At 34.8% G+C, this 24,766-nt stretch carries 27 protein-coding genes; 7 read left to right on the top strand and 20 right to left on the bottom strand.

Annotation, left to right across the window (positions count from 1 at the left end; translation table 11 throughout):
- Positions 1-6: 6 nt before the first annotated feature.
- Positions 7-981 carry a Gfo/Idh/MocA family protein gene (locus IEW94_RS07410; RefSeq protein ID WP_188651576.1) on the top strand — a complete coding sequence of 325 codons (975 nt, stop codon included), beginning with the start codon at positions 7-9 and terminating at the stop codon, positions 979-981.
- Here the strand turns inward: IEW94_RS07410 and IEW94_RS07415 are convergent.
- The 4 genes from IEW94_RS07415 to IEW94_RS07430 all read right to left on the bottom strand — a co-directional run bounded on the left by IEW94_RS07415 (position 978) and on the right by IEW94_RS07430 (position 5,846).
- Positions 978-2,225, bottom strand: a complete 1,248-nt coding sequence (locus IEW94_RS07415; protein WP_188651578.1) for an NAD(P)/FAD-dependent oxidoreductase — start codon at positions 2,223-2,225, stop codon at positions 978-980. The two genes, IEW94_RS07410 and IEW94_RS07415, sit on opposite strands and share 4 nt — an antisense overlap.
- 1 nt (position 2,226) lies before the next feature.
- Entirely contained in the window at positions 2,227-3,237 is a 1,011-nt protein-coding gene (locus IEW94_RS07420) for a 4-hydroxyproline epimerase (RefSeq protein ID WP_188651580.1), read from the bottom strand.
- Positions 3,237-4,823: an aldehyde dehydrogenase (NADP(+)) gene (locus IEW94_RS07425; RefSeq protein ID WP_188651582.1), complete on the bottom strand. Its 1,587-nt coding sequence runs from the start codon at positions 4,821-4,823 to the stop codon at positions 3,237-3,239. Before IEW94_RS07425 ends, IEW94_RS07420 begins: the two co-directional genes overlap by 1 nt.
- Before the next feature lie 99 nt (positions 4,824-4,922).
- Positions 4,923-5,846, bottom strand: coding sequence for a dihydrodipicolinate synthase family protein (locus IEW94_RS07430; RefSeq protein ID WP_188651588.1), 924 nt, complete (start codon positions 5,844-5,846; stop codon positions 4,923-4,925).
- A gap of 260 nt (positions 5,847-6,106) precedes the next feature.
- Here IEW94_RS07430 and IEW94_RS07435 point away from each other — a divergent pair, with 260 nt between their 5' ends.
- A complete protein-coding gene (locus IEW94_RS07435) occupies positions 6,107-6,958 on the top strand; it encodes an AraC family transcriptional regulator (protein ID WP_188651590.1) in 852 nt (283 codons plus the stop codon).
- Positions 6,955-7,098, top strand: coding sequence for a hypothetical protein (locus IEW94_RS07440; protein WP_188651592.1), 144 nt, complete (start codon positions 6,955-6,957; stop codon positions 7,096-7,098). Before IEW94_RS07435 ends, IEW94_RS07440 begins: the two co-directional genes overlap by 4 nt.
- Position 7,099: 1 nt before the next feature.
- On the opposite strand, the gene IEW94_RS07445 is transcribed toward IEW94_RS07440, so the two are convergent.
- The 8 genes from IEW94_RS07445 to IEW94_RS07480 all read right to left on the bottom strand — a co-directional run bounded on the left by IEW94_RS07445 (position 7,100) and on the right by IEW94_RS07480 (position 12,633).
- Positions 7,100-7,678 (bottom strand): PhnA domain-containing protein, encoded by a 579-nt coding sequence (locus tag IEW94_RS07445; protein WP_188651594.1) that lies wholly within the window; start codon positions 7,676-7,678, stop codon positions 7,100-7,102.
- Between the two features lie 119 nt (positions 7,679-7,797).
- Positions 7,798-8,589: a hypothetical protein gene (locus IEW94_RS07450; RefSeq protein WP_188651596.1), complete on the bottom strand. Its 792-nt coding sequence runs from the start codon at positions 8,587-8,589 to the stop codon at positions 7,798-7,800.
- Between the two features lie 167 nt (positions 8,590-8,756).
- Positions 8,757-9,119: an MmcQ/YjbR family DNA-binding protein gene (locus IEW94_RS07455; protein ID WP_188651598.1), complete on the bottom strand. Its 363-nt coding sequence runs from the start codon at positions 9,117-9,119 to the stop codon at positions 8,757-8,759.
- 53 nt (positions 9,120-9,172) lie between these two features.
- Complete coding sequence (locus IEW94_RS07460; protein WP_188651600.1) at positions 9,173-9,517, bottom strand: GNAT family N-acetyltransferase; 345 nt, start codon at positions 9,515-9,517, stop codon at positions 9,173-9,175.
- Positions 9,514-10,263, bottom strand: coding sequence for a cyclase family protein (locus IEW94_RS07465; RefSeq protein WP_188651602.1), 750 nt, complete (start codon positions 10,261-10,263; stop codon positions 9,514-9,516). The genes IEW94_RS07460 and IEW94_RS07465 overlap by 4 nt, the downstream gene beginning before the upstream one ends.
- Complete coding sequence (gene hemW / locus IEW94_RS07470) at positions 10,260-11,393, bottom strand: radical SAM family heme chaperone HemW (RefSeq protein WP_188652190.1); 1,134 nt, start codon at positions 11,391-11,393, stop codon at positions 10,260-10,262. Before hemW ends, IEW94_RS07465 begins: the two co-directional genes overlap by 4 nt.
- Before the next feature lie 48 nt (positions 11,394-11,441).
- Positions 11,442-11,996 carry a crossover junction endodeoxyribonuclease RuvC gene (gene ruvC, locus IEW94_RS07475; RefSeq protein WP_188651604.1) on the bottom strand — a complete coding sequence of 185 codons (555 nt, stop codon included), beginning with the start codon at positions 11,994-11,996 and terminating at the stop codon, positions 11,442-11,444.
- Entirely contained in the window at positions 11,989-12,633 is a 645-nt protein-coding gene (locus IEW94_RS07480) for an outer membrane beta-barrel protein (RefSeq protein WP_188651606.1), read from the bottom strand. The genes ruvC and IEW94_RS07480 overlap by 8 nt, the downstream gene beginning before the upstream one ends.
- A 48-nt stretch (positions 12,634-12,681) precedes the next feature.
- Between IEW94_RS07480 and IEW94_RS07485 the strand changes: the two genes are divergently transcribed.
- The 3 genes from IEW94_RS07485 to IEW94_RS07495 are packed head-to-tail and all read left to right on the top strand — an operon-like array spanning position 12,682 to position 15,683.
- On the top strand, positions 12,682-13,647 hold the full coding sequence (locus IEW94_RS07485; protein WP_188651613.1) for a lysylphosphatidylglycerol synthase domain-containing protein: 966 nt from the start codon (positions 12,682-12,684) through the stop codon (positions 13,645-13,647).
- The gene (locus tag IEW94_RS07490) at positions 13,644-14,768 is read left to right on the top strand and encodes a glycosyltransferase family 2 protein (protein WP_188651615.1); all 1,125 of its coding nucleotides are present in this window, start codon (positions 13,644-13,646) and stop codon (positions 14,766-14,768) included. Before IEW94_RS07485 ends, IEW94_RS07490 begins: the two co-directional genes overlap by 4 nt.
- A 54-nt stretch (positions 14,769-14,822) precedes the next feature.
- Positions 14,823-15,683, top strand: a complete 861-nt coding sequence (locus tag IEW94_RS07495; RefSeq protein WP_188651617.1) for a hypothetical protein — start codon at positions 14,823-14,825, stop codon at positions 15,681-15,683.
- A 2-nt stretch (positions 15,684-15,685) separates the two neighbouring features.
- Here IEW94_RS07495 and IEW94_RS07500 read toward each other — a convergent pair whose 3' ends face one another.
- From IEW94_RS07500 to IEW94_RS07515, 4 genes are all read right to left on the bottom strand, one after another.
- Entirely contained in the window at positions 15,686-16,162 is a 477-nt protein-coding gene (locus IEW94_RS07500; RefSeq protein ID WP_188651619.1) for a hypothetical protein, read from the bottom strand.
- 112 nt (positions 16,163-16,274) lie between these two features.
- A complete protein-coding gene (locus IEW94_RS07505) occupies positions 16,275-17,906 on the bottom strand; it encodes a M56 family metallopeptidase (protein WP_188651621.1) in 1,632 nt (543 codons plus the stop codon).
- Complete coding sequence (locus IEW94_RS07510; RefSeq protein WP_188651623.1) at positions 17,903-18,268, bottom strand: BlaI/MecI/CopY family transcriptional regulator; 366 nt, start codon at positions 18,266-18,268, stop codon at positions 17,903-17,905. Before IEW94_RS07510 ends, IEW94_RS07505 begins: the two co-directional genes overlap by 4 nt.
- A 21-nt stretch (positions 18,269-18,289) precedes the next feature.
- Positions 18,290-19,564: an alpha/beta hydrolase-fold protein gene (locus tag IEW94_RS07515; RefSeq protein WP_229669482.1), complete on the bottom strand. Its 1,275-nt coding sequence runs from the start codon at positions 19,562-19,564 to the stop codon at positions 18,290-18,292.
- 164 nt (positions 19,565-19,728) lie between these two features.
- Between IEW94_RS07515 and IEW94_RS07520 the strand changes: the two genes are divergently transcribed.
- On the top strand, positions 19,729-20,232 hold the full coding sequence (locus tag IEW94_RS07520; protein ID WP_188651626.1) for a DUF456 domain-containing protein: 504 nt from the start codon (positions 19,729-19,731) through the stop codon (positions 20,230-20,232).
- Between the two features lie 211 nt (positions 20,233-20,443).
- Here IEW94_RS07520 and IEW94_RS07525 read toward each other — a convergent pair whose 3' ends face one another.
- The 4 genes from IEW94_RS07525 to IEW94_RS07540 all read right to left on the bottom strand — a co-directional run bounded on the left by IEW94_RS07525 (position 20,444) and on the right by IEW94_RS07540 (position 24,756).
- Positions 20,444-21,121: a response regulator gene (locus tag IEW94_RS07525; protein ID WP_188651628.1), complete on the bottom strand. Its 678-nt coding sequence runs from the start codon at positions 21,119-21,121 to the stop codon at positions 20,444-20,446.
- Between the two features lie 10 nt (positions 21,122-21,131).
- Complete coding sequence (locus IEW94_RS07530; protein ID WP_188651630.1) at positions 21,132-23,150, bottom strand: tetratricopeptide repeat-containing sensor histidine kinase; 2,019 nt, start codon at positions 23,148-23,150, stop codon at positions 21,132-21,134.
- 106 nt (positions 23,151-23,256) lie between these two features.
- A complete protein-coding gene (locus IEW94_RS07535) occupies positions 23,257-23,409 on the bottom strand; it encodes a hypothetical protein (RefSeq protein ID WP_188651631.1) in 153 nt (50 codons plus the stop codon).
- Between the two features lie 339 nt (positions 23,410-23,748).
- On the bottom strand, positions 23,749-24,756 hold the full coding sequence (locus IEW94_RS07540) for a LacI family DNA-binding transcriptional regulator (protein WP_188651633.1): 1,008 nt from the start codon (positions 24,754-24,756) through the stop codon (positions 23,749-23,751).
- Positions 24,757-24,766: the final 10 nt, after the last annotated feature.

A 24,766-nucleotide genomic window follows, 5' to 3' on the forward strand; every position in this document is an offset into this window, starting at 1 on the left:
ATCAGTATGAGTAAAATAATAAACTGGGGAATCATTGGGGTTGGAGACGTTTGTGAGAAAAAAAGTGGCCCAGCCTATCAAAAAACAGATGGCTTCCACTTAAAAGCTGTCATGCGAAGAGATTTTGACAAAGCTAAAGACTTTGCAAAACGACATGGTGTTGAAATCTATTCTGATAATGCAGAAGAAGTAATCAACAACCCAGAAATAGACGCCATATATATAGCCACACCGCCTAATAATCATTTGGAATATGCTCTACAGGTTGCCGAGGCCGGTAAAATTTGTTGTGTGGAAAAACCCATGGCCGTAACTTTTGAAGAATGCCAAACCATGCTTTCTGCTTTCAAGAAAAAAAACATTCCGCTCTTTATAGCGTATTACAGAAGGAGTCTGCCTCGGTTTGAGCAAGTTAAAAAGTGGATAGACCTAAAAGAAATAGGTGATATCAGGCACATTCATTGGGCATTAAGCAAACCTGCCAATGCGATTGATTTATCTGGAAACTATAATTGGCGAACTGATAAAGACATTGCTTTAGGAGGTTATTTTGATGATTTGGCATCACATGGTTTAGACTACTTTCATTATATCTTAGGTGAAGTTGAATCGGTTTCTGGGCAAAGCACCAATCAACAACACTTATACTCTGCAAAAGATGCTTTGTCGGCTTCCTGGATTCATAAAAATGGCGTCACGGGTTCTGCATTTTGGAATTTTGGTGCTTGGAAACGAGAAGACCAAGTTGAAATCATTGGCAGTAAAGGATCTATCATATTTTCTGTTTTTGATGAAAATCCCATTCAACTGATCACACCAAAAGAAACCATAAGTTTAACCATTGAACATCCTGAAAATATTCAATTGTACCATGTTGAGAACATGAAAAAACATTTAGACGGTACAAAACAACATCCCTCAACTGGCGAAACAGCTTTACATACTGCTTGGATAATGGATAAGATTCTTGGTAGAATTTAAAATATCCTATCGGGATGAAACATATCCAGCGATATTGAAGTTTTTTTATTGGAAATGATTTCTGAAACCAACTTTCCGGTCGCAGGCCCCATACTCCAACCCATCATGGCATGTCCTGTCGCAATGGTTAAATTATTGCACTTTAACGATTTCCCAATGTATGGCAATCCATCTGGGGACAATGGCCGTAGGCCACAAGTGGCCTGACTTTTCTCTTCTGAGCTTAATACAACATCTGGATAATATCGTGTTACAGCATTTGCAATGGCTTCAACCCGTTCTTTTCTAATGGTGTGGTTAATCCCCGCTATTTCCATGGTGCCGGCAAACCGCGTAAATCCGTGCATGGGCGTTACGGCTACCTTTGCTTCGGTTAAAATAGCTGGCACAGTAATATTGGTGTTTTGATTGGAATTAATACGGTAGCCCTTCCCGGCCTGAAGCAATAATTTCAATCCTATTTTCTTGCTTAATAATGAGGTCCAAGAACCGGCCGCCAAGACAAACTCATCTGCTTTTAGTGTTTGTTTATTGGTTTTTATTGCTGTAATGGCTCCATTTTTGAATTCCAAGTCTTCAACCGTTTCATTTGAATAAAAGACTACACCAACTTGTTTCAAATAAGCTTTCATAGCTTCCATAAACTCATTAGGTGTTGAATGGGAATCACATTTAAAATAGACTGCTCCAATGGCATTTAGCTGTACGTTTGGCTCTACCTCTTTTAACTCATTTGCATTTAGTTCTACAACATCCAATCCTTCTCGCTTAGCCAAATGGGCTGTTTTAACTTCATGTTCCAACACTTTCTCCGTTTGACAGAGCATTAACAAGCCTTTCTTTTCATAATGGGAATGAAATCCTTCTGCTTGATTGATATCTTCATACAGCTTTTGACTTAACAACGTAATATCCTTAATGGTTGGAATTGCTTTTTGAACGTGAGCAGTATTGCATGATTTATTGAAAGCCCAAGTCCATTTTAAAAAATCAATATCCAAACGCGGTTTGATGTATAACGGACTGGAGGAATTAAACATCCATTTTAATCCCTGTTTCATAACACCTGGTGCCGATAATGGAATGATATGACTTGGGGAAATATACCCAGCATTTACATATGAAGCGCCAGCATCCATATTGGATTGATCAACAATAGTCACTTGATGTCCTTCCTTTTGAAGATAATAGGCAGAACACAATCCTATAATGCCGCCCCCAATTATTATAATGTTTTTACTCATATTAAATTACTTGAAAACCGTGCGCATAGGGATCATCAACATCATCAATGGTAATGGTGTTATGCCCATAAATTTTTGCCCAACCTTTTATACTTGGAATAATTGCCAATTTACCATCTAAAGTAGTTGCTTCCTCAACACATCCAATAAATTTGCTACCTATAAAACTTTCGTGAATGAATTCCTCACCTATTTTCAATTTCCCTTTTGCATATAACTGAGCCAATCGTGCTGATGTCCCTGTTCCACACGGACTTCTATCAATGGCCTTGTCTCCATAAAACACGGCGTTTCTTCCTGAGGATGTTGGGTCTATGGGTGTTCCTGTCCAAAGCATGTGAGACACATTTCTAATGGTTTCGTTTTCGGGATGCACAAACATGTTTGGATAGGTTTCATTGATTCGTTGGCGAACCACTTGTGAAAATTGGATGATTTGCGAGGCTGAAAAATCCTGCACGCCCGAAAAGTTTTTTTGAGGGTCCACAATGGCATAATAATTTCCTCCATAAGCCACATCAAACACAATCTCTCCCAGTTCTGGACAATCAATTGTTAATCCTTCAGCAGCTAAATAACTTTTAACGTTGGTTAATTTAACCCAATCTACTTTTCCTCCTGTCTGTTGATATTCAATATTTACCAATCCCGCAGGCGCTTCCATTTTTATTTTCCCGGGCGTTTTGGGTATTATTAAGCCTTCTTCAATAGCAACCGTAATCGTGCCAATGGTACCATGCCCACACATGGGCAAACAACCTGATGTTTCTATGAATAAAATAGCAAAATCATTTTCTGGATTATGTGGCGGAAACAGCATACTACCACTCATCATATCATGGCCACGAGGCTCAAACATGAGGCCTTTTCGAATCCAGTCATATTCCTTTAAAAAAAACTGACGCTTTTCATCCATGGTGTTTCCCAACAGTGCAGGAACACCTTCTTTGATGACCCTTACAGGATTGCCACAGGTATGGGCATCAATACAGACAAAGGTATTTCTAGCCATTAACTGATTATATCTTTAGTCATGTTATTATTTACAAGTCTTGAAATCCCTAATGGGTTTTCATTTTTCAATTCGTTAGGCAACAAATCATTTGGCCAATCCTGATAACTAAACGGACGTACCCAACGTTTTATGGAATTAATTCCAACGGCAGTAAAACGACTATCGGTAGATGCCGGATACGGACCGCCATGTGTCATGGACGGACAGACCTCAACACCTGTTGGAACGCCATTAAATATTAAACGTCCTACCCTATTCTGTAATGCTGAAATTAAACTAGGGTGTTTTGAAGCTTCGTCATCATCAGCAATTAATGTTCCTGTTAATTGACCTTCCAATTTTGAAATGATAGCTTCTAACTGCTTTATGTTTTCACATTGAACCACCATAGAAAACGGCCCAAAAACTTCTTGGTGCAATGCAGTATTTTCTAAAAAAGTATGGCCTTCAACCGTGGTTATCGCTTGTCTGGCATAATTGGTTTGCACATCACTTTCAAAATCTGACACCACACGCAGACCGCCTTGGGAAATCATTTTGGCTTTCTTGTTTTCATAGGCTCCAATGATATTAGGATGCAACATACACGATGGCTCTATCTTAACAATTTGGTTGGCTAAAGCCGAAATAAATTGTGTTAATTCATCACTTTTTATGGCCAATAACAATCCGGGATTGGTGCAAAACTGGCCTGTTCCCAAAGTGATGGAATGTGCATAGGTTTTTGCCAAATCTTCTCCTCTATTTTTTAAGGCATTTGGTAACATGACGACTGGATTGACACTTCCCATTTCAGCAAATACAGGAATAGGCTCATCACGTTGAGCGGCTAAATCATACAAGGCACGTCCACCGTTAATGCTTCCCGTAAAGCCAACACCTTTTACTTCCGGGTGCTTGACCAATTGCGTTCCCACTTCAATACCACTACTATTTAAGTTTGAAAACACGCCGTTTGGCATGCCTGTTTTTTCAGCTGCTTTAATCACTGCCGAAGCCACCAATTCACCCGTGCCGGAATGCATAGGGTGTGATTTTACAATTACTGGACAACCTGCGGCCAATGCTGCAGCGGTATCGCCACCAGCCGTTGAATAGGCCAATGGAAAGTTACTGGCTCCAAAAACCACAATGGGACCAAGAGGAATGAGCATTTTTCTTAAATCTGGTTTTGGTGCTGGTTCTCTATCTGGAATAGCCGTATCTATTGATGCTTCAACCCATGAGCCATCAGCAACCAAATTGGCAAACATGCGTAATTGCCCAATGGTTCGTCCGCGTTCCCCTTTGGCCCTGCCTTCTGGCAAACCAGATTCCATGCAATAGGTTTGAATCAGTTCATCATCAAGAGCTAAAATCTCATCGGCTATGGTGTTTAAAAATGCTGCTTTTTTGGCTCCTGAAAAACTTCTGAATACTTTAAAAGCTTCTGAAGCTAACTGTACCGCTTCATCAATTTCTTGTGGAGTTGCCTCTACAAAAGCCGTTTCATTCTCAATATTCAATTGCGGATTGAAGGTTTTATAGGTTTTTGTTCCTGTTGCTGATAGTTTGTTTCCGATATAATTTTGTCCTGTTATCATACTATTGTTTTTGTGTTAGGGATTAAGGTTTTGTTTGAGCTCTCCGCCTAAGCGGAAGCGAGTACCGAAAGCCCGACCACGCCTAAGCGTGGTAACACCCTAATGATTTAAATGTTTATATTCCGGCAAGGTCGGTCTTGTTTTTAAGGCATCTTCTATTATTTTTATAATGGCCTTACGTTCGTCACCTTGCAATACCAACCTGGGTGCCCTTACATATTCTGAGCCAATGTTTGTATAGGTTGAAGCCAGTTTGATATATTGCACTAATTTAGGATTTATATCTAACTCTAGCAATGGCATAAACCACCTATAAATGGCAATGGCTTCTTGTATCCTACCAGCTTTTTGAAGCTCATAAATGGCTACGGTCTCTGCAGGGAAAGCGTCAACCAGTCCAGCCACCCAACCCTCTGCACCAATAAGTAAACTTTCTAACGCTATCGTATCAACGCCGGTCATGATGGCCAATCGGTTACCAAATCTGTTTTTTATTCTGGTTATGTTGGTGGTGTCTCGTGTTGATTCCTTGACCGCTTGAATGTTTGGGCAGGCTTTAAGCAGCTCTTCAAACATATCTAAAGTCACTTCGATTTTGTAATCAATCGGGTTATTATAAATCATAATGGGTAATGACGTACTGTTTGCCACGGCTTTAAAATAGGCTACTACTTCGGCATCACTGGCCTTGTAGCGCATGGGCGGCAACATCATAAGGCCTTTGGCACCATCTTCTTCAGCTGTTTTGGCTAAATTAATGGCTGCTTTGGTGGTCTGTTCGGCAATGTTCATAAGAACCGGCACTTTTCCGTCAGCCAAAGCAACAGCTTCTCTGGTTAAGATACGTCGTTCTTTATCTGTTAACGTACTGGCTTCACCCAGTGTTCCGCCTAATACCAAACCATGTACCCCAGCTTGTAATTGTGCTTTAATGTTGACTTTAAACAACTCTAAATCCAATTCATCATTTGCAGTGAACGGTGTTGTTACAGCTGGCATGACGCCTTTCCATATTATGCTCATATTGTTATATTTTAAGTTACAAAATTATTGAGCCACTACATAAAATAATCATTTGTTTTTATCCATTTATGATACTATATTATCCTATATTTATGCTTAAAGTTATTTTATGAATATTTTTTATGAAATGAGCATGAACAAATCTAATTTTTTGTTTATCCACCAAAACAATTAAGTTTTTTATGCGAAAGCACAGCGGTTGATCTGAGTATAAAATTTTTGTTTGTTTCATTTCCAATGAAATAAAAATTTTAAAATAGATGAAAATTTTTCCCTTTAAAATACCAAAACCGTTACATGATGCGCTGGTTTATCAGGTTGATTCCGTGCCATTATTTTATGACAAACTGCATCAACACACCGAGTTCCAGATAAGTTTTATTGTTGCAGGCGAAGGCACTTTAATTGTAGGAGACACCATTAATTACTATAAAAAAAATGATATTGTAGTAATTGGAAGCCATGTACCACATGTGTTTAAAAGCACGCCAAAAACCAAACAGGAATCCCATATGCTTACCCTGTTTTTTTCGCAAGATTCGTTTGGTCCTGATTTTTTTAAGTTGGAAGAACTACGAGAACTTACGTCTTTTTTTAAACGAGCGACGCATGGATTTAAGGTGACTTCATTAAAAAAGCAGATAACCACCCTGTTTTACCAACTTGAAACCGCTTCAAAATTATCCCGATTTATAATTTTATTGGAACTTTTAAAAATACTTTCGGTTTGTAATTACAAGAGTTTATCATCGTTTATATATGAAAAAAAATATACCGAAATAGAAGGAAAACGCATGCAAGATGTTTTTGAATATACCATGACCCATTTTGAACATCCTATTTCTCTAGAACATATTTCAAATGTTGCCAATATGACCAAAAATGCTTTTTGTAAATACTTTAAAAAACGTACCAATAAACCGTATTTTAGGTTTTTGAATGAATTACGTATTGAACACGCCTGTAAGCTTTTGATGGATAAAAAAACCATACCAATTGCTAATATTGCCTATCAATCTGGTTTTAAAAATATATCTAATTTTAACCGGCAATTTAAAATCATTAAAGGGGTTTCACCCAATATATTTAGAAAAACAGGATTACAACCATGAAACAACAACATCAATATATTATTGTTATTATTGCAACAATCATCACACTTGTTGGGTTGATTACTGGAAAGTTTTTATTCTTGTTTATAATGCTCCCTTTAGGCTTTCTATTTAAAAACAAGAATAAAGATAAAGACTAGATTAGGTCTTTTTTACATACTTGGTAATAATCACAATCTGTTGACCATCCACTTTCCCTTCTATATACTCTGCATTTTCAGGGTCTAGACGAATGTTTCTAACAGGGGTGCCTTGTTTGGCAACCATACTGGACCCTTTTACTTTGAGATCTTTTACCAAAACAACCGAATCGCCAGCTTCTAAAATAACGCCGTTTACATCTCTATGGGTAATTTTGTTGGCTTCATCTTCATGCTCACCCGTTGCCCGTGCCAATGCCAAAGCATCATCATCTAAATACATCATATCCAACAAATCCTTGGGCCAGCCTTCATTTCGAAGACGTTGCAACATCCTCCAAGCCATAATCTGTACAGCAATATGCTCACTCCACATACTGTCATTTAAACAACGCCAGTGATTGATGTCCATGTCTGTATTTCCCTCGATTTGTTCTAAACAGATGCCACAAACCAATAAACTATTATCTACACTTTCGTTTAATGATGGCGGAATGGTGTATTGTTTTAAATTATCTTTTGACGCACAAAGCTCGCAGGTGTTATTGCTTCGTTCTTGTAATGTTTGCAGAATGCTCATGGTTTGATTTTTTTGATTGGGCAAAAGTACATCTAAAATACAGCCGTAACAAGCAAAATTGTAACAATAAAAAAAGGGCACTTAAAGTGCCCTTTTTTAAAAATTATAACTGACTATAATTATAACTTAACTATACTATAAACATAATCGCCATGGCTTTTGGTATACTTCCCCAAGGCTTGAGCTTCTTCTTTTGTAAAAGCCGCTTTCATAAGCTCAGAGTTTTTATCAAACATTTTATCTAAATCACCCAAAGAGTTCAAATAAAATACTTGTATAAAATCTCTTCTATCAGATCCCCAAGCATGTTGACTTGGATAATAACCTTTTATATAATCATTCTTTTTGATAACCTCATCAAGCATTTTTTTACTTAAATCGCCAAGCTCTTTTGCAGAACCATCTTCTGGAAATGCCCTTTTATTTTTTCGCATGTACATTATTGCACCATCAGGTAATTCTCCCGATCCTGTTTTTGCACCAGCCAAGGTAGCATAAATTTCATCGGAATGATACGTGGCATAAGCTGAACCCATTTTGTCTAAAAAAGCTTTTCTTGTTGCCTCATCTGGCCAAGCTACTTTTTCAAGTTCTGCATTTCTGGCAGCGGCCTTTTCAATAGCTTCCCAATTGGGGTACGTTTGTCCATAAATAACTTCGTTGCTGTTGGGTGTCATAAGGTGTGTAAAATAACCTGCCCACATAATGTACTCATTCTTTTTGGTTACTTTTTCCATATATTCCTTTTCGCCAGCTTTCCATTCATCCATAGTCATATCACTGTTACTATTCCAATACATGGTTGTAACTGATACATACATGGGGCGTTTGTCTTCCTGAGAAAAAGAATACGTACTAAACAACAATAGCATTGCAGCCATTGTGGTAAAAAAACGGTTGGTTGTTTTCATAATTTGTAAAAAATTTAAGTTAGTATAATGATTAAAAAATTAAATACTTAATTAATGCTTTGGGGAAATCTTTGCTTGATATGCTATTAATCAAAATACCTTGGGAAGGTGTATTTTTTCTAAATATACAAAAAAACATGAAGTATCATGTCTATTGCCAAGAATTTTCAAGACAATTGTTCGCGTAGCTTTTTAGGCATGGCTTTTACAACCATATCGTAGCTGTGGTCAATAAGCTCTAAAATAAATTTTGTTTGTAATTCGCCTTTGTAGATTAAAACAGAATTCCAATTGGTCTTGCTCATATGCCATCCTGGTTGAATACTTTCGTATTCTGCCCGCAACTCCAACGCATATTCTGGATCACATTTTAAATTGACCCAGCCCTCTCCTGCTTCCCATTTTTCCAGTGGAAACAAGGCAAACATTTTACCCAACACCTTAAACACAAGCGTATCAGCATCAAAAGGAAAGTCTTCAGTAACACCTTTCTTTTTTAGGCAGTATTCACGAAGTTGTTCTATGTTCATTTTAAAAGTTTTTCCATTACTTTTTCAGGAAACTTAAGTTCAGTAAACCCAAATTACTTGTATAATCCATGTGCATCGCTTGTTTTAAGCATCCAAACTTTACAGGATTGCAATTGTGGTTCCTCAACAACGGCCTTCATTAATTGCTTAGAGTAGCCTTTACCTCTATATTCGGGCAAAATAAATACATCCATTAGGTAAGCAAATATGGTATAATCTGTACATATTCTCGCAAAACCAATTTGCTTTTCTTCTAAATAGACTCCAAAACACAAGCAATTTTCTATTGTTTTTTTTACCTCATCAATGCTTCTTCCTTTTGCCCAATAAGTTTCGGTTAAAAACGAATGAATTAGCTCAATTTGGAGTTTAGATTTATTTGTTGAAATCTCTATCATTCCAATATTTTATATAAAACCGGTTTACTTGGTGTGGCATCATTTTCAAAGGACGCTATTTGAAGATTTAAAACATACATACCATCTTCTACTTTATTTGGTACAAAAATAAATTCCGTGATGGTAGCATCTAGCCTTAACTTGCCCTTAGTATTCCAAAAAGCATTGTGTGCCAATAAGTTGCCATCATCTTTTTCTTTGTCAATACTCGGTAAATCTATTAATAGGTGTTTAATGCCTTTTTCTTTTAAATAGATAGCAGCTTCTTCCAATAAATACGTAGGATTGGTATTTGAATACTGTTTAGACAATTTATCCCTCATATTGGGCAGCGTTCTAATTACAATGGCATCGCGTTTTTTATTCCCCAAGGCAAATTGCAATTGTTTTTTTGAAATCACAAAGTCACCCGCAAATTCTTCTGGAGCCACCGTTACCACCTCGGCAAAAAAGAAAAATGTTTTTAAATGCTTATTAATGGAATGTACTTTTTCAGTGATATGTCCAACACATTCGGTATGTGTACCATGAGCATGAGGGTTAAACCAAATATTATTGAAGTTAACAGCTGCCCCTTTAGATACGCTACCAACCCAATCATCCATAGTGACGGGCTCAATCCTTGGCTCGGTTAAATGCCATGCCCCAACATTGTGTTTTGAGCTTTGAATTGGTATTGAAATATCCAATGGTTTTGATAGATCAATTTTTAGTTTTCTTGATTTATATTGAATGGTCGTTATCATCTTAAATTTAATTTGAACAAGTCTGAAGCGATTCCATCACTTAAAAATTTACCTTTTTTTGTAACCAACAGCTTGCCGTTATCAACATAGAGCAACTGTTCGTTGATATGTTTTTGGGACTGTTTTAAAATATAATTTTTATACCCGATTCCAAAATCTTGAGCAACTTTTTCCAATGAAACGCCCCACATAGTTCTTAAACCAGTCATGACATACTCATTGTATTTATCAGTTGTTGAAAGTATTTCTGTTTCCATTGGAAGCGTATTTTGCGCTATCGCCTTTATATATTTTGAATTGTTTCGCACGTTCCATCCTCTTTCTGATCCATTAAAGGAATGTGCCGAAGGCCCAATGCCCAAATACGACTCGCCTTGCCAATAAGCCGAATTGTTTTTACTGAAAAATCCAGGCTTGCCAAAATTAGATAGTTCATAATGTACAAATCCAGAAGCCACAAGTTTTTCTATAAGTATATGGAACTGCTCTTGTGCAACATCATCGTCAACATTCGCAATAACACCTTTTTTAATAAAAGTATCTAAGGCGGTTTTTGGCTCAACCGTTAAAGCATAACTGGATATATGCGGGATATTATATGACAAAGCCGTTTCAATATTCTCCAACCACCGCTCATTGCTCAACCCTGGAATGCCATAAATCAAATCCAAAGAAATATTTTCAAAGTGTTTGGTGGCTTCCTGTAAACACCGTTTGGCCTCATCAACATTATGGGCACGATTCATGAGTTTTAAATCCTGCTCAAAAAAGGATTGGATGCCAATGCTCAATCTATTGATAGGTGTATTTGCCAGTTCGTTTATTCGTTGATTTGTTAAATCATCTGGATTGGCTTCTAATGTAATTTCAGGGCCATCTGAAACCTGGTAGTTTTTATAGACTTCAGAAATCAACAATCGTAATTCATCAATCGTCAATATTGATGGCGTACCTCCACCAAAATAAATGGTTTCAATCGTTTGGTTTTTAAATTCGTCTTTGCGTAGCTCTAATTCTCTAACCAACGCTTTTACCAGTTCATCTTTCTTTTTTAACGAGGTAGAAAAATGAAAATCGCAGTAATGGCACGCTTGTTTACAAAACGGGATATGAATATAAATTCCTGCTATGGTTTATGGTTTTTAGATTAATAAATATGTCAAAATAAAAATTAGGGACTATTTTTTTATACGGCTCTCATTTTGCTTTACAAATGCACTCCAACCTGTATAACTTTTACCGGATTCTATTTTGCCAAAGTTATAAAAATGGCACACGGCGGCAGCTAGACCATCTGTGGCATCCAAATTTTTTGGTAAGGTTTTAAGCGCCAATAAACTTTGCAACATTTTAGCAACTTGTTCTTTACTGGCATTCCCATTTCCGGTAATGGCCATTTTAATTTTTTTAGGGGAATACTCCGTGATGGGGATTTCCCTACTCAAACCCGCCGCCATGGCGACACCTTGTGCCCGACCTAGTTTTAGCATACTTTGTACGTTCTTTCCAAAAAACGGGGCTTCAATAGCAATTTCATCGGGGTTGTGGGTATCAATAAGTTCAATGGTGCGCTCAAAAATAAGTTTTAACTTCAAGTAGTGATCGTCATACTTTTTTAAATCCAACTCATTAAGTTGCACAAACTGCATGGTCTTACCAACTACTTTAATGAGTCCGAAACCCATTATGGTTGTTCCCGGATCGATTCCTAAAATAATCGTTTCTTTAGTCATTTCCACAGTAATAACAACCTGTAAGTGACAGTGAAAGTCCTACGGTTATGGTTAACATATTCCCATTGAATGACCCATAACCATCAGTAACCGGATTAAAATCATCACTAAACCCTGCAATATATGAGCCATCTAAATACAACGACATACTATCAGACAAACCATAATGAAACTCCATTCCAGCCATAACATTAAGATAGGATATCTTATTCTCTGGATAGTTCCCTAAAGGCTTAATGAATGAAAAACCGGGCCCAGCATGCACAAAAACACCTGTCTTAAAAGGCAAAAAGCCCAAACCATTTGTAGCGTTTAATACCAATTGCGCATTTAAGCGTGTATAGTTTACCTTAAATTCGGGTGTGTTATCTAAATTTGAAAACCGGTTGAACCCAAAATCCAGTTTCGCTCCCAATATTCTTGAAAACATATATTGCACTCCCAAATTAACCGTTGGAAAATTAATTGATTTTGATTCAAAATTATTAACAAAACCACTGGATGATGGACTGTTAATACCCAGTGCAATTTGCGCCTTTAAAGTGCTGGTATCAACTTGTGACCTTACTGAAAAAGCAAAACAAGCAAAAACAATTGCGAAAATTGTATGCTTATAATTTCTAAAACTTGTAATCATCCCGTAATATTGGTTTAATTTGCATGTAACACTCTATTTAAATTAAAATTGTACACGCTGCATTACAAATCTAAACAATTCTTTTTTGTGCTTATTAAAATAAGTCTTGTAGTTGCTGCTTTTTATGTTATTTATCAAAAACTATTAAAAAACAGTGATTTAGCCTTTTCTGATTTTGTTAATTTTTCTTCCAAAAACGACTTATTTTTATTAAAAAACATGCTTTTTTTACTTGTTTTGACCATTTTTAACTGGTTTTTTGAAATTTTAAAATGGCAAAATTTAGTATCATCCATAAAAAAAATATCGTTCAAACTGGCGCTTAAGCAATGCTTAGGTTCTTTAACAGCATCTTTATTTACACCTAATAGAATTGGAGAATATGGAGCTAAAGCCATTTACTTTTCTAGTACTTTTAGAAAACATATTCTTCTGATTAATTTATTGGGCAATCTACTTCAAATGGCTGTTACCATTGTTTTTGGAGTAATAGGTTTACTTGTATTTGTGCAAACATATTCCATTCAAATAAACACAAATAAACTAGCCATCCTTGTATTGGCAGGTTTATTACTATTTATATTTATTCGATTTATTTTCAAAAAAGGAAACTTAAATATCAAAGGCTTTTCAATAAAAAAACTGAAGGATTTCATCTATTACTTTCCCCAAAAAAAACTTGTTTTGGGTGCTACGTATTCATTGATTAGATATCTTATTTTCTCGTTTCAGTTTTATTATGTGTTGGTTCTTTTTAAGGTTGACATCGGTTATCTTGATGCTATGACAGTGATTACAACCATGTATTTGTTGGCTTCAATCATTCCCTCAATATTTATTTTTGATGTTGTTATAAAAGGTGGTATTGCGGTTTATTTATTTTCGATAATTGGTGTAAATGAACTGGTTTCATTAAGTGTGGTAACCATTATGTGGATATTGAATTTTGTGATTCCAAGTATAATAGGAAGCTTTTATGTGCTTTATTTTAAATTCCCAAAAGTGAACGAATGATTATAACCATTACCTGTATTGCCATTATTTATGTGTTTTTGATAGCCAGTTTTATCTATGGGTTTGAAAAAATCACCACTTTTAAGCTAACCAATCTTCCATCTAAAACAACGTTTTCAGTTATTGTCCCTTCTAGAAATGAAGCCAAAAATTTACCAAAACTATTGGAATCTATCCAGGCATTAGAATATCCCAAACATTTGTATGAAATTATATTTGTGGATGATGATTCTGATGATAATTCCGCAGAATTAATTAAGGGATTTCTCTCTAATGCTCGAATTGATATTCAAGTGATTTCCAATGAACGGAAAACCAATTCCCCAAAAAAGGATGCCATTACAACAGCTATAAAACTTGCAAAACACGAATGGATCATAACCACAGATGCCGATTGCGTTGTTCCTAAATATTGGTTGGATGGTTTTGATGAGTTTATTCAACAAACCCTTGCAAGTTGCATCGCAGCTCCCGTTACTTATCAAACAAGTCCCAGTTTTTTAAGCAGATTTCAAACTCTGGATATCCTAAGCCTGCAAGGTGCAACCATAGGAAGTTTTGGTGTCAACAAGCCAATTTTGTGCAATGGTGCCAATTTTGGCTATAAAAAAGAAGTTTTTATGCATGTAAACGGCTATGAAGGAAACACCAACATAGCCAGTGGCGATGATATTTTTTTACTTGAAAAAATGGTGAAGCATCATCCAAAAGCTGTTCATTTTTTAAAATGCGAACAGGCCATTGTAACAACATCCTCACAACCAACCTGGAGCGAATTAATTGCGCAAAGAATACGATGGGCTGCCAAAACCACGGCTTACAAACAATGGTTTGGTAAATTCACGGGACTAGTTGTCTTGCTCATGAATGCCTTTGTAATTGTATCTTTTTTACTGGCTATAGCAGGAGTTTTAAAAGCAAAAATGTTGTTTTACATCGTATTTATTAAGTTTAATATTGATGTGCTTTTACTGTATAAAACAGCTACTTTTTTCAACCAAAATGATATCTTACGAAGCTTCTTTTTTGGATTTATAGTATATCCTTTTTTCTGTATTTATGTGGCTTTTTTATCCTTATTTAAAGGTTTTAAATGGAAATCCAGAACCTATAAAAGATAATCTTATTACAATTATTTTTAGTAGTTTTACATACAACCCAATATCGTTTACATTATGAGAAAGATTATTTTTTCATGCCTACTCGTATTTTCCTTTATTTATGTATCGGCACAAGAACAATATACGGTCAATGGTACAACCTATCAACTGAAAACTGCCGTTGAAGGCCATTTGGATTTGCTGTACAATACTATCAATAAACAATACCGGTATTTTGTAAGAACCAAAGATGGTAACATTACTGAACTGACCAATACGAAAGGGCCAGACAAGCATTTCCAAGCAGAATATAAATCACAATTGGCAGATTTAACTAAAGACAGCAGCGTTTCAACTTCAGATTTGAATTTTACATTAAGCGATCTTGAAGAGTTTATTAAAACCTATAACGCATCACTTGGCGATTCATATAACGACACAAAAGCAACTGTGAAACTGCGCTTAGGATTGTTTGGTGGAATTACCAACCAACCCTTTGTATCCAATCCAAACAATACATCGGTTCCTTTTTTTGGTGCTGAACTGGAAGGTCTGTCATCCATGAGCTCACGTCACGCCGGATTTTTTAATATCACACATGCTTTAGATCATGACGATTTTCAGTACACCTCAACACAACTGGGATTGGGCTATCGCTATCGGTTTATCAATCAAACAGTATTTAATGTTTATGGTAACCTTACGCTTGCCACTTATACGTTTTCAAAACAAACATACATGCTGATTGGTGCGCCAAGTGAAACCGTAAAAGAATCCAACTTTCAAATTCCATGCTCCTTTGGCTTGGGTGCAGATATAAAAGTTGGCTCAAGTGGTTTTATAACACTTGCGTACAATGAATTATTTGCAGTGTTTACAAACAATAGCAATAATTTTCCTGTAAACGTTGCCATTGGCTATAAGTTCAGCTTGTAAAATTAGTTGACCTGAATGATGATGGGCAACTTAAACTCCGTTTTAACCTGTTGTCCACGTTTTAAAGCTGGAAATATTTTTGGCAATGAATCTAGGCTTTGAGCCAATAACTCTTTAATGTTTGGGATTTCATGAAACGTGAGCGAATCCACTTGAATATCAACCAATGACAAAAGGCCTTTACTTGATACTTGAAGGTGTAAATTAATGGTATCATTAATATCCTGCGTTACCACAATGGTGTCTTTCTGTAAAGAATTGGTGATATAGTTTAGTAACGTATTTTCAAAACACTGCTTTCGTTCCTGTTTTGTGGTAGATGAATCACATATTGAAAAAGACGGATATTCGTCAACATCATTCCAATTAAATGTTTGCAGTTCTTCCTTTAAAATAGCTTCAGAAGATGTTTTCTTCGCATTAAAATACTCGCACGACACGAGCATTGAAAAAACTATACAAACATAGAAGTGCTTCATGGATTAAAACTAATGCTGAAAATTACGATTTTTTTGGTTTTTAATAACTTAAAAATAATAAAACCGAAGGGATTCCTTCGGTTTTAAACAATAATATTATAATAGTTCTGTGCTATTCTTTTTGTTGCATTGGCTTGTCTTCTGCTACTTGAAAAATAATTGGCAATGAATACATTACATTTACAGCTTTTCCTTTTTGCTTGCCGGGTTCCATTTTAGGAAGAGATTTAACAACTCTAATAGCTTCGGCTTCCAAAGTAGGATGTGGCGCTCTGGATTTCACATCAACAATATGCCCTTGATAATCAATTTTAAACATAACATTGATGCGCTGTCTGCCAACTAAACCATTTTCCTTACCTATTTTGGTATTGAAGTTTTTGTTTACAAATTCAGTGATGTGCTCGGCCATACATTTTTTACGTTCTTCGTTGGTGCTTAATGCTTCACAACCCGGATAAACTGGCACCTCATCTATTACCGCAAAAGGTACGGAAACATCTTGTATAACATCATTAAAAAATGGATCATTAAACCCATCACTGGTAAACACCAATAATTCCTTTAATGCTAGTTCCTCTTCGGTTGTCATGTTTCCCTGAACCTGGATTTGATTAAACACGTCGCTGATTCGTTCCATAAGCGGCGTCTTGTTGTTTATGTCGCTGTAGTCTTGAACCTCTTTGATTAAAGATTCATTCAACGTATTGCTTTTGGCTAATGTTAATAACAGATTCAATCCATGTTCCTCTTCTTTATTGGCATTTCCCTGAACTTGGATTTGCTCTTTTATAGCTTGAATTTTTTCAATTAGTGGTGACTTTAGCATTTTAGCTTCAACGTTTTGAGTTTCCTTTTGCTGTGAATAAACATTCTGGATGCTAGAGACATATATCATCATTCCTAAAACCATAGGAACAATGATGGCATACTTAAATAAATTAACTTGTTTTGATTTTGATTTTTGTAACATAACGATTCGTTTTTTGATTAATGATTGTTTAAAAAATGGATTGATGAATGATATTTGATTTGTATCAAAAATCTGGGTTAACAGACTTTGATAGTACTCTGATTTATTTTGGTGTTTTACAGCTTGCTCATCAGCTATAAATTCATGGAGTGTTGTCATTCTGTTTTGATACATATAAATCAACGGATTAAACCAAAACAGGATGCGCGCCACTTCAAAAAACAACAAATCCAAGGAATGGTTTTGGTTAACATGGATCATTTCATGCTTCAATATGGTATCTTTTTCTGCTTGGCTCAATTGTTCCCCTAAAAAAACATAGTTAAAAAATGAAAATGCCGCCGAACTGTTCAAGAGTTTAACTATTCGCAACCTGCCTATTTTACTTTTTGGGTTTTGTGATAACAACCATACAATCTTAGTTATTTTAAAAATGAACAATAATGCGGCCAACACCATACCTAAGTAAAACAAAAGTTCCCATGATAAGATGTTTTGCGATTGTGTGTTGATGGTTTCCACTTGCAGTTGACTGGTGTTTAATTGTGGTTTATCACCTATAAAAACTTCAGGCAACCTAATGATGTATTGTTGTGGAACCACATTCTTAAACCCATCAACTTTTATAAATGGCAATGCAATGGATAATATAGCTGTGCCCAATAGGTACAATCGGTTCCAATTAAAAAATGTTTCGTTTTTCAAAAAAACATCATACACCAATAAGAAGAAAACTTGAAATGCAATGGTTTGGATGATATAATGTATCATAAGGTTTCTTTTTTGTTGATTTCCTTTAAAATAGATTCCATTTCTTTCAAACTGATATCATTTTTTTTAACAAAAAACGATACCATACTTTTAAAAGAGCCCTGAAAGTAATTGTCAACCAGCTTATTAATGGATTGATTACTATATTCTTGTTGTTTAATTATTGGAAAATAAACATGTCCCTTACCCTTTTTTTCATAGTCAACAAAACCCTTGTTTTCTAAAATCCTAACAATGGTCGATACTGTATTATAGGCTGGTTTTGGGTCTGGAAATTCCTTGATAATGGCTTTAACATTGGCTTTTTTAAGTTGCCATAGTATCTGCATGATCTCTTCTTCTGCTTTGGTGAGCTGTTTCATCAGTTGAGTTGTATTAGTATTTTATTTTTTCTTCAATTTTTCTATTCTTTGCTTATAATAATCGGTAGCATTTATTTCATAAGCTTTAGTTACAAATTTTAAAGCATTTTTATAATCATTATTTCTTTCATAATAATCAGCCATTGAATCATATGTGTTTGCACTTTTAGGGTAATACTTAATGGCAAGTTCAAAGTACATTTTCGCCTTTTCTGGTTGTTGCATATCTAAATTCATATAACCAGACATAGTTAAAAGTTCTTCTGGATAAGGAGGTGATTGATAACCAAAATGATCTTTAAGTTTCTTTGCTCTATATTGAATTATGCTGCTCAGTTCTTCTTTTGGAGTATCAAATGAATTTATTTTATCAGTGTTTTCCATTTGAAACCATTCAAAAAGAGATATTAAACCATCTAGTATAGAAGGCAAAGGAACGGTACCATGCAAATCTCTTGGATAGAATTTCCAATCAAAAGACAAGCCGTTTTTGTTGTTTTGCTTAACCATATTTGAAAAAGCTATATTAGAACGTGCAAATAAGGTAAAATCTGTTGTATCCTGCATCACATTGTTTATAGTAATCTTTGAATTCTGCATATGCAATTGACCGCTTAAAGACATAAATAAAGATTTCCCGTCATATTTTTGAGTTTCAAGTAATCCTTTTGCTTCTTTCATTAACTTTTGGTTATCCCAATCTAAACTTGGGTCAATAGCCAAATAGTTGCTAAATAACTCTGGATGGTTTATGAGTGTATAAATGGTAAATAAACCTCCGTAAGAATGACCAATTAATGTCCTGAAATTGGTCACAGGGTATTTGTCTTCTATATATGGAATAAGTTCTGTCTCTATAAATTTGCTAAAATTTGCGGCCCCACCATTTACTTCATTAAATGGCATTCCATATTTGGTCTTTATGGTTGAAGTAGTTAAGTCCCTTATCCTATTCTTACTATTAGAAATTCCAACAAGGACCATTTCTGGCATATATCCACCGCTATAAAAATCATGCACCATACTAACCGTTGGTAAAAACACTTCTCCATCCAAAATAAAAGCCACAGGATATTTCTGGTTGTTATCAGGATTATAACTTGCCGGAAGTTGCACATAAAACTCTCTATAATCATTTAAAACTTCAGAATAAAGACTATCTACAACACCAACTTTGTATAAATAATGCTGGCCTTTTTGGGCATTTACTTTTAGTTGGAAGAAAATAATAAATCCAGCAATTAATATGATGCGCATTCTATTTTTCATTTGATTGTTTTGCTTTTTTAATTTCATTAAACCCTCTTTTTTTATCTTGACGGGCTATTTTATTTTTCAACTAATTTTTTAGTTCAAAAATACAAATATAACTAAATATTTAGTTTGAACTAATTTTTTAGTTAAAAAGTAACAAAAATGTTTTACTTTAGACTAACTGAAAAACCATTAACTAGAAAACTATGGATATATTTCTTGTTTGCATTGCTGCTCTTTTTATACTACTGGGATTAATTGGAAGTTTATTACCCATTTTGCCTGGGCCGCCCCTTAGCTGGATTGGACTTTTAATATTATCCTGTACGGATGCCGTCCCAATGAATCTCACACTCATCATCATTACTTTTATTATAGCCATAGCCATATTTATTTTAGACTATATCATTCCAGCAGTTGGAACCAAGAGATTTGGAGGCTCAAGATCAGGCATGATTGGTACCTCAATAGGATTAGTTGTTGGACTCATTGCACCTATTCCAGGTGGCATCATTCTAGGGCCTTTTATTGGAGCCTTTATTGGTGAAATGCTTAACAAAACCGATCATAAATTGGCTTTTAAAGCAGCCATTGGTTCTTTTATAGGTTTTTTGGCCTCAACCTTTTTGAAATTTATTGTCACGGTCATCTATCTAGGTATTTTTATTAGCAAAGTTTGGGAATATAAAAAGGATCTTTTTACTCTATAAAAAAAGAAGAACCCTGCGGGTCTCTCACCTCCGCAGGGTTAATGTAAATTGCTATTATCAACAAAAATTGAGGGATTAATTAATTTGATTGTTGACAATACAAAATTAGATTATTTAAATATCTTTTAGTTACGGTAAAACCGTAAATAGAGAAATTATTTTTAAGTTAATATTAATTTTGGAATTTTTCGAACTCAAAAAAAGACTGGGATTATAGAATAAATCCTTTTTTTCTGGCCTCTTTTATAAGAGTTTCATCTTGTCCATCATCAACCAAAAAAATTTCCTTTAATTGCTTTTTTCGCTTTTCAATAGCGCTTAAAGATATATTCAAATGTGTTGCTAGACTCTTATTTTTGGCACCTTGCGATAACAAATACAGTATCTTTCTGTTTTTATCGTCAATAACAATATCACTTTCGTTTGTTTTTCTTAAATGGCTGTTTACCGTGCCACTGTAAAATGGCGGATTATGAAGAACGGCTTGAAAGGCACTGGCCAACTCACTGGATGTTAAATCACTCTTTATCAAAAACCCTTCTGGATTGATTGTTTTTATGATATTGTGAATTCTATAGGATTCGTCAAACATGGTGAGTATGATTATTTTTGCCTTGGGCAGAACATCACGCGCATAGATTGCTAAATCTTCTCCTGAATTCATTAAACCGTCCTTTGATGGCGGCAGACTGATGTCAACAAATAAGACATCATAAGGTCTGTTATTCTTTACAGATTTATCCATAAAAGCTACCGCTTCATCACAATTGTTTGCTATGTTGATGTCTAAAATTTGATGTTCCTTTTTTGTGAATTGCAATGTGTTTTGATAGCCCTCAATAATCATAGGGTGATCATCAATCATTAAAATCCTGATAGTCTCTGCCATAGTTTTATAGTTAAATTGGGACATTTATTTTAACCGTTGTACCTATTTCTTTTTCTGAAGTTATAAAAATTTCTCCATTAATTTCCTTAACCCTGGCATTAATGTTTTTTAAACCTATTCCAGATTTTGTTTTGTTGACATCAAAACCAGAACCATTGTCTGTAATGGTTAAGCAAATTACATTTTTTTTGAGTTCAAAACCAATTTTCAATAAGGTAGCATTGGCATGTTTATAGATATTATGAATGGACTCCTGAATGATTCTGTAAATATGGATTTTGTTTTTATTTGATATATCATCCCAATTAATTGAATCATCATAATTAAACGTATAATCCAATTCATAAGCTGTGGTTTGCGTTTCCAAAAGTGTTTTGATGATATCCAGATATCCAGAGCCCGAAATAAAATCGGTATTCAACTCATGGGATACTTTTCTGATATCTTCCTCTATCTTTTTTAGATCTTGAATATAACGCCCTCTAGTTTTGATGGCATCTTCACTGGTGCCCATATTAAGACTGTCCAAACTCAAGCGTGTTCCAAATAAACGGCCTAGCACACCATCATGTAATTCTTGTGAAATATGCTTTTTTTCCAAGGTTCTTGCCTCTTCAATACGTTCTTGTTGAGAGAGCATGAGGTTATAGATTTCCTCATTGGCAGCTTGTTGTTTTTGCACAAACTGTAATTCATTGTTTTTGGCCCTTTGGGTAATAATAATGTAGATCAATAAGGCTGTTACCAGTAAAATAATGGAAATAATGATGAGCCACATTTTTTCCTTTGCAATTTGAATGTTTTTTTGCTCAATCTCTTTCGTTTCAAACCTGATTCTTGCAAACTTATTACGGATGGTACGCTCATTTTGCACCAAGCTATCATTGAGTTTAATGTATGCATTGTAATGTTTAACCGCCAAACTATCTTCCTCAATCTTGGTGAGCAACAATAATGATTTTAATAAGTCGTCATTGTGATAGTCTTCTGAAATATCTTTGGCTCTATAAGCAAAATATTTAGCAGAGTCTTTATTGTGATGGTCATTATAATATTCTGCCAGATGTTGGTTAATAATTATTGAATTATAACTGGCCCCAATACTGTCACAAATTTTTAAGGCTTTTAAATACAGTTTTGGCAATTGATCTAAATTATTTGAAAGATATAAGGCATTCGCATAATTATCTAGCACCAAGGCATAAAAATCTGGACGTTGATTCTTTAAGTTATTGTTCTCTAATATTTCATTATAGTATTGAATAGCTAAATCATATTGTCCTGAATTTTTATAAGCCAAGGCTAAGTTGTTAAGAGAATTATCTATAGTAGCTTTATTGTTGCCTCTTAGCCTTCTTTTTAACTCAATAGCTTTTTTATTGTAGATTATAGATTCTTCATATTGCTGCAGTTGGTCAAAAACCAAACCCAGATTGTTATATATAAAGGATTTATATTTTATAACATCATTGGTTTCTTCCATAGGTTCCAAAAGGGAAATGGCATCAATGGATGTCACTTCACTTCCAATAAAGTCCTTTTCGTTTTTTTGAAGAACAGCGATATTCAGTAAAACAATAGCAGTGTGATAATCATCCTTTAGTGCTTTATATAATTTTTCGGATTTATGATAATAATAATAGGTACTGTCTGTTTTTCGATAAAAATTATAATAATCCCCTAAATTAAAATTTATAGCCGCCAAAGCGGATGAGTCTCTGACTTTATTAGCTATTTTTAAATTTTCGTCGTTGACCTTTTTAAATAAAATGTACTGCCTGCTGTCATAGTACATTGATGACAACTGTAAATTAGATTTGATAATCAAGGAGTCAATATCTTGAACCATAGCCATTTGCTTTGCTTTATATACAAAATCCAACCTTGTATCATAACTGTATGACTCTTTGTTAGTTGATTTAAGCAAATACGCTTGCAAGCTATCTATTTCAGGCTTTGATTGGGCTTGAATGGACAGGAATAATAAATTACAAACTAAAACCAGAAATGTTTGAGAGTTTATATTCAAATATCTAAAATTAATATAATCTCAAATGTATCTATTATTTTTCAATTTTATAAATATAAAAAGCCCTACATCTCTGCAGGGCTTTAAAAAAACAATATTTTTTATTTTATCTGGTTTCATCAACACCACCACCAGTAAATGGTGCTGTAGTGGTAGTTGGGGTAACTAATACATCATCTTCGCTTAAATCTTGTTTAGTACAAGATGTAAAGGTTGCAAAAATAACAGCTAAGATTAAGGTAATTTTTAGGGCTTTCATATCTATTCAATTTTAAGGTTATACAGTTTTTCTCTTTTTTTAAAAAATTTAAATATTAACCAAGACTTTGAAATCAAAATCTTTGTTGAGGGAAAAAATGGATAATTAATTTAAAATTGAATGCACAAAAAAAGCATACAACTTATAAAACTATGTTTTGAGGGATGTGGCATTGCTGCCGAATGGATTAATTTTTTCTTAACAAACTTAGGGAAACGATTTGGGCGCTCATTAAGAACAGCTAATATATGTTAAAAGACTCAAATTAAAAAAAAATATCCGATAAAAATACATATTTCATCGATAAAATGCATAAAGCCGTTTAAAAACATAATAAAACTATAGCGTTGAATCGCTTTTGATCAAGCTGGTTTTTATAATTCTGGTAGAGAAATCATCAGCCTCACCTGCCTTATTTTCAAGTCGTTTAATTAACATTTGGGCTGCATTGGCCCCAATTTCTTTAGCATGTTGCCGTATGGTACTTAACCTTGGTATGGAATGATTTGACACGGATTTACTGGAGTAGCCTATTACAGAAATGTCCTCAGGCACTCTGTAACCTAAATTTAGGGCCGTATTAATAGCTATTACACCTGAAGAACTATCAGCAGAGATTACACCATCAATAGTTTTGTTAGCTTGAAAAAACGCTTTTATGTTTTGGGGTGAATCTTCAGGATTATTTATTTTTAACACTACAGGTTTTAGATTATTCCCTTCTGAAAGCGCTTTCAAATAGCCTTTCTCCCTGAGCTTGCCAACGCTTAAATCATCAATATTACTTATAAATGCAATGTTTTTTCTATTTTCATTCACCAGGTTCTTGGTTGCTCTGTATGTCGCGTCAAAATCATCTACAATAACCTTGTCACACATGACATCATTGGCAACCCTATCAAACATAACAATGGGAAGTCCTTGGTTGATGGTCTTTACAAAATGAGAGATTTCATTTTTTACTTGTGTTTCTTTTGATACTGCCAAAATAAAACCATCTACACTGCCATTGGCCAATAATTGAAGACTACTGATTTCTTTTTCCAACGATTCATTTGAAATACAGGTCATGATATTGTATCCATGCTCTGTAGCTTCACGCTCAATTCCAAACAACACTTTTGCCAAAAAATAATTTAAAATGTCCGGAATAATAACTCCAATGGTTTTTGTTTTGTTTTGTTTTAGGCTCAAAGCAACCTTATTGGGCTTGTAGTTATATAATGCCGCTAATTCTTTTACGCGTTTAATGGTTTCCTCGCCTATCTCCTCACTATTGTTTAACGCTTTTGAAACGGTAGAAATTGAAACGTTTAATTCCTTTGCCAGCTGTTTTAAGGTAACCATATTATGACAC

Origin of the sequence: Yeosuana aromativorans, assembly GCF_014646655.1 — a bacterium.
In the GTDB taxonomy this organism is placed as follows: Bacteria; Bacteroidota; Bacteroidia; order Flavobacteriales; family Flavobacteriaceae; genus Yeosuana; species Yeosuana aromativorans.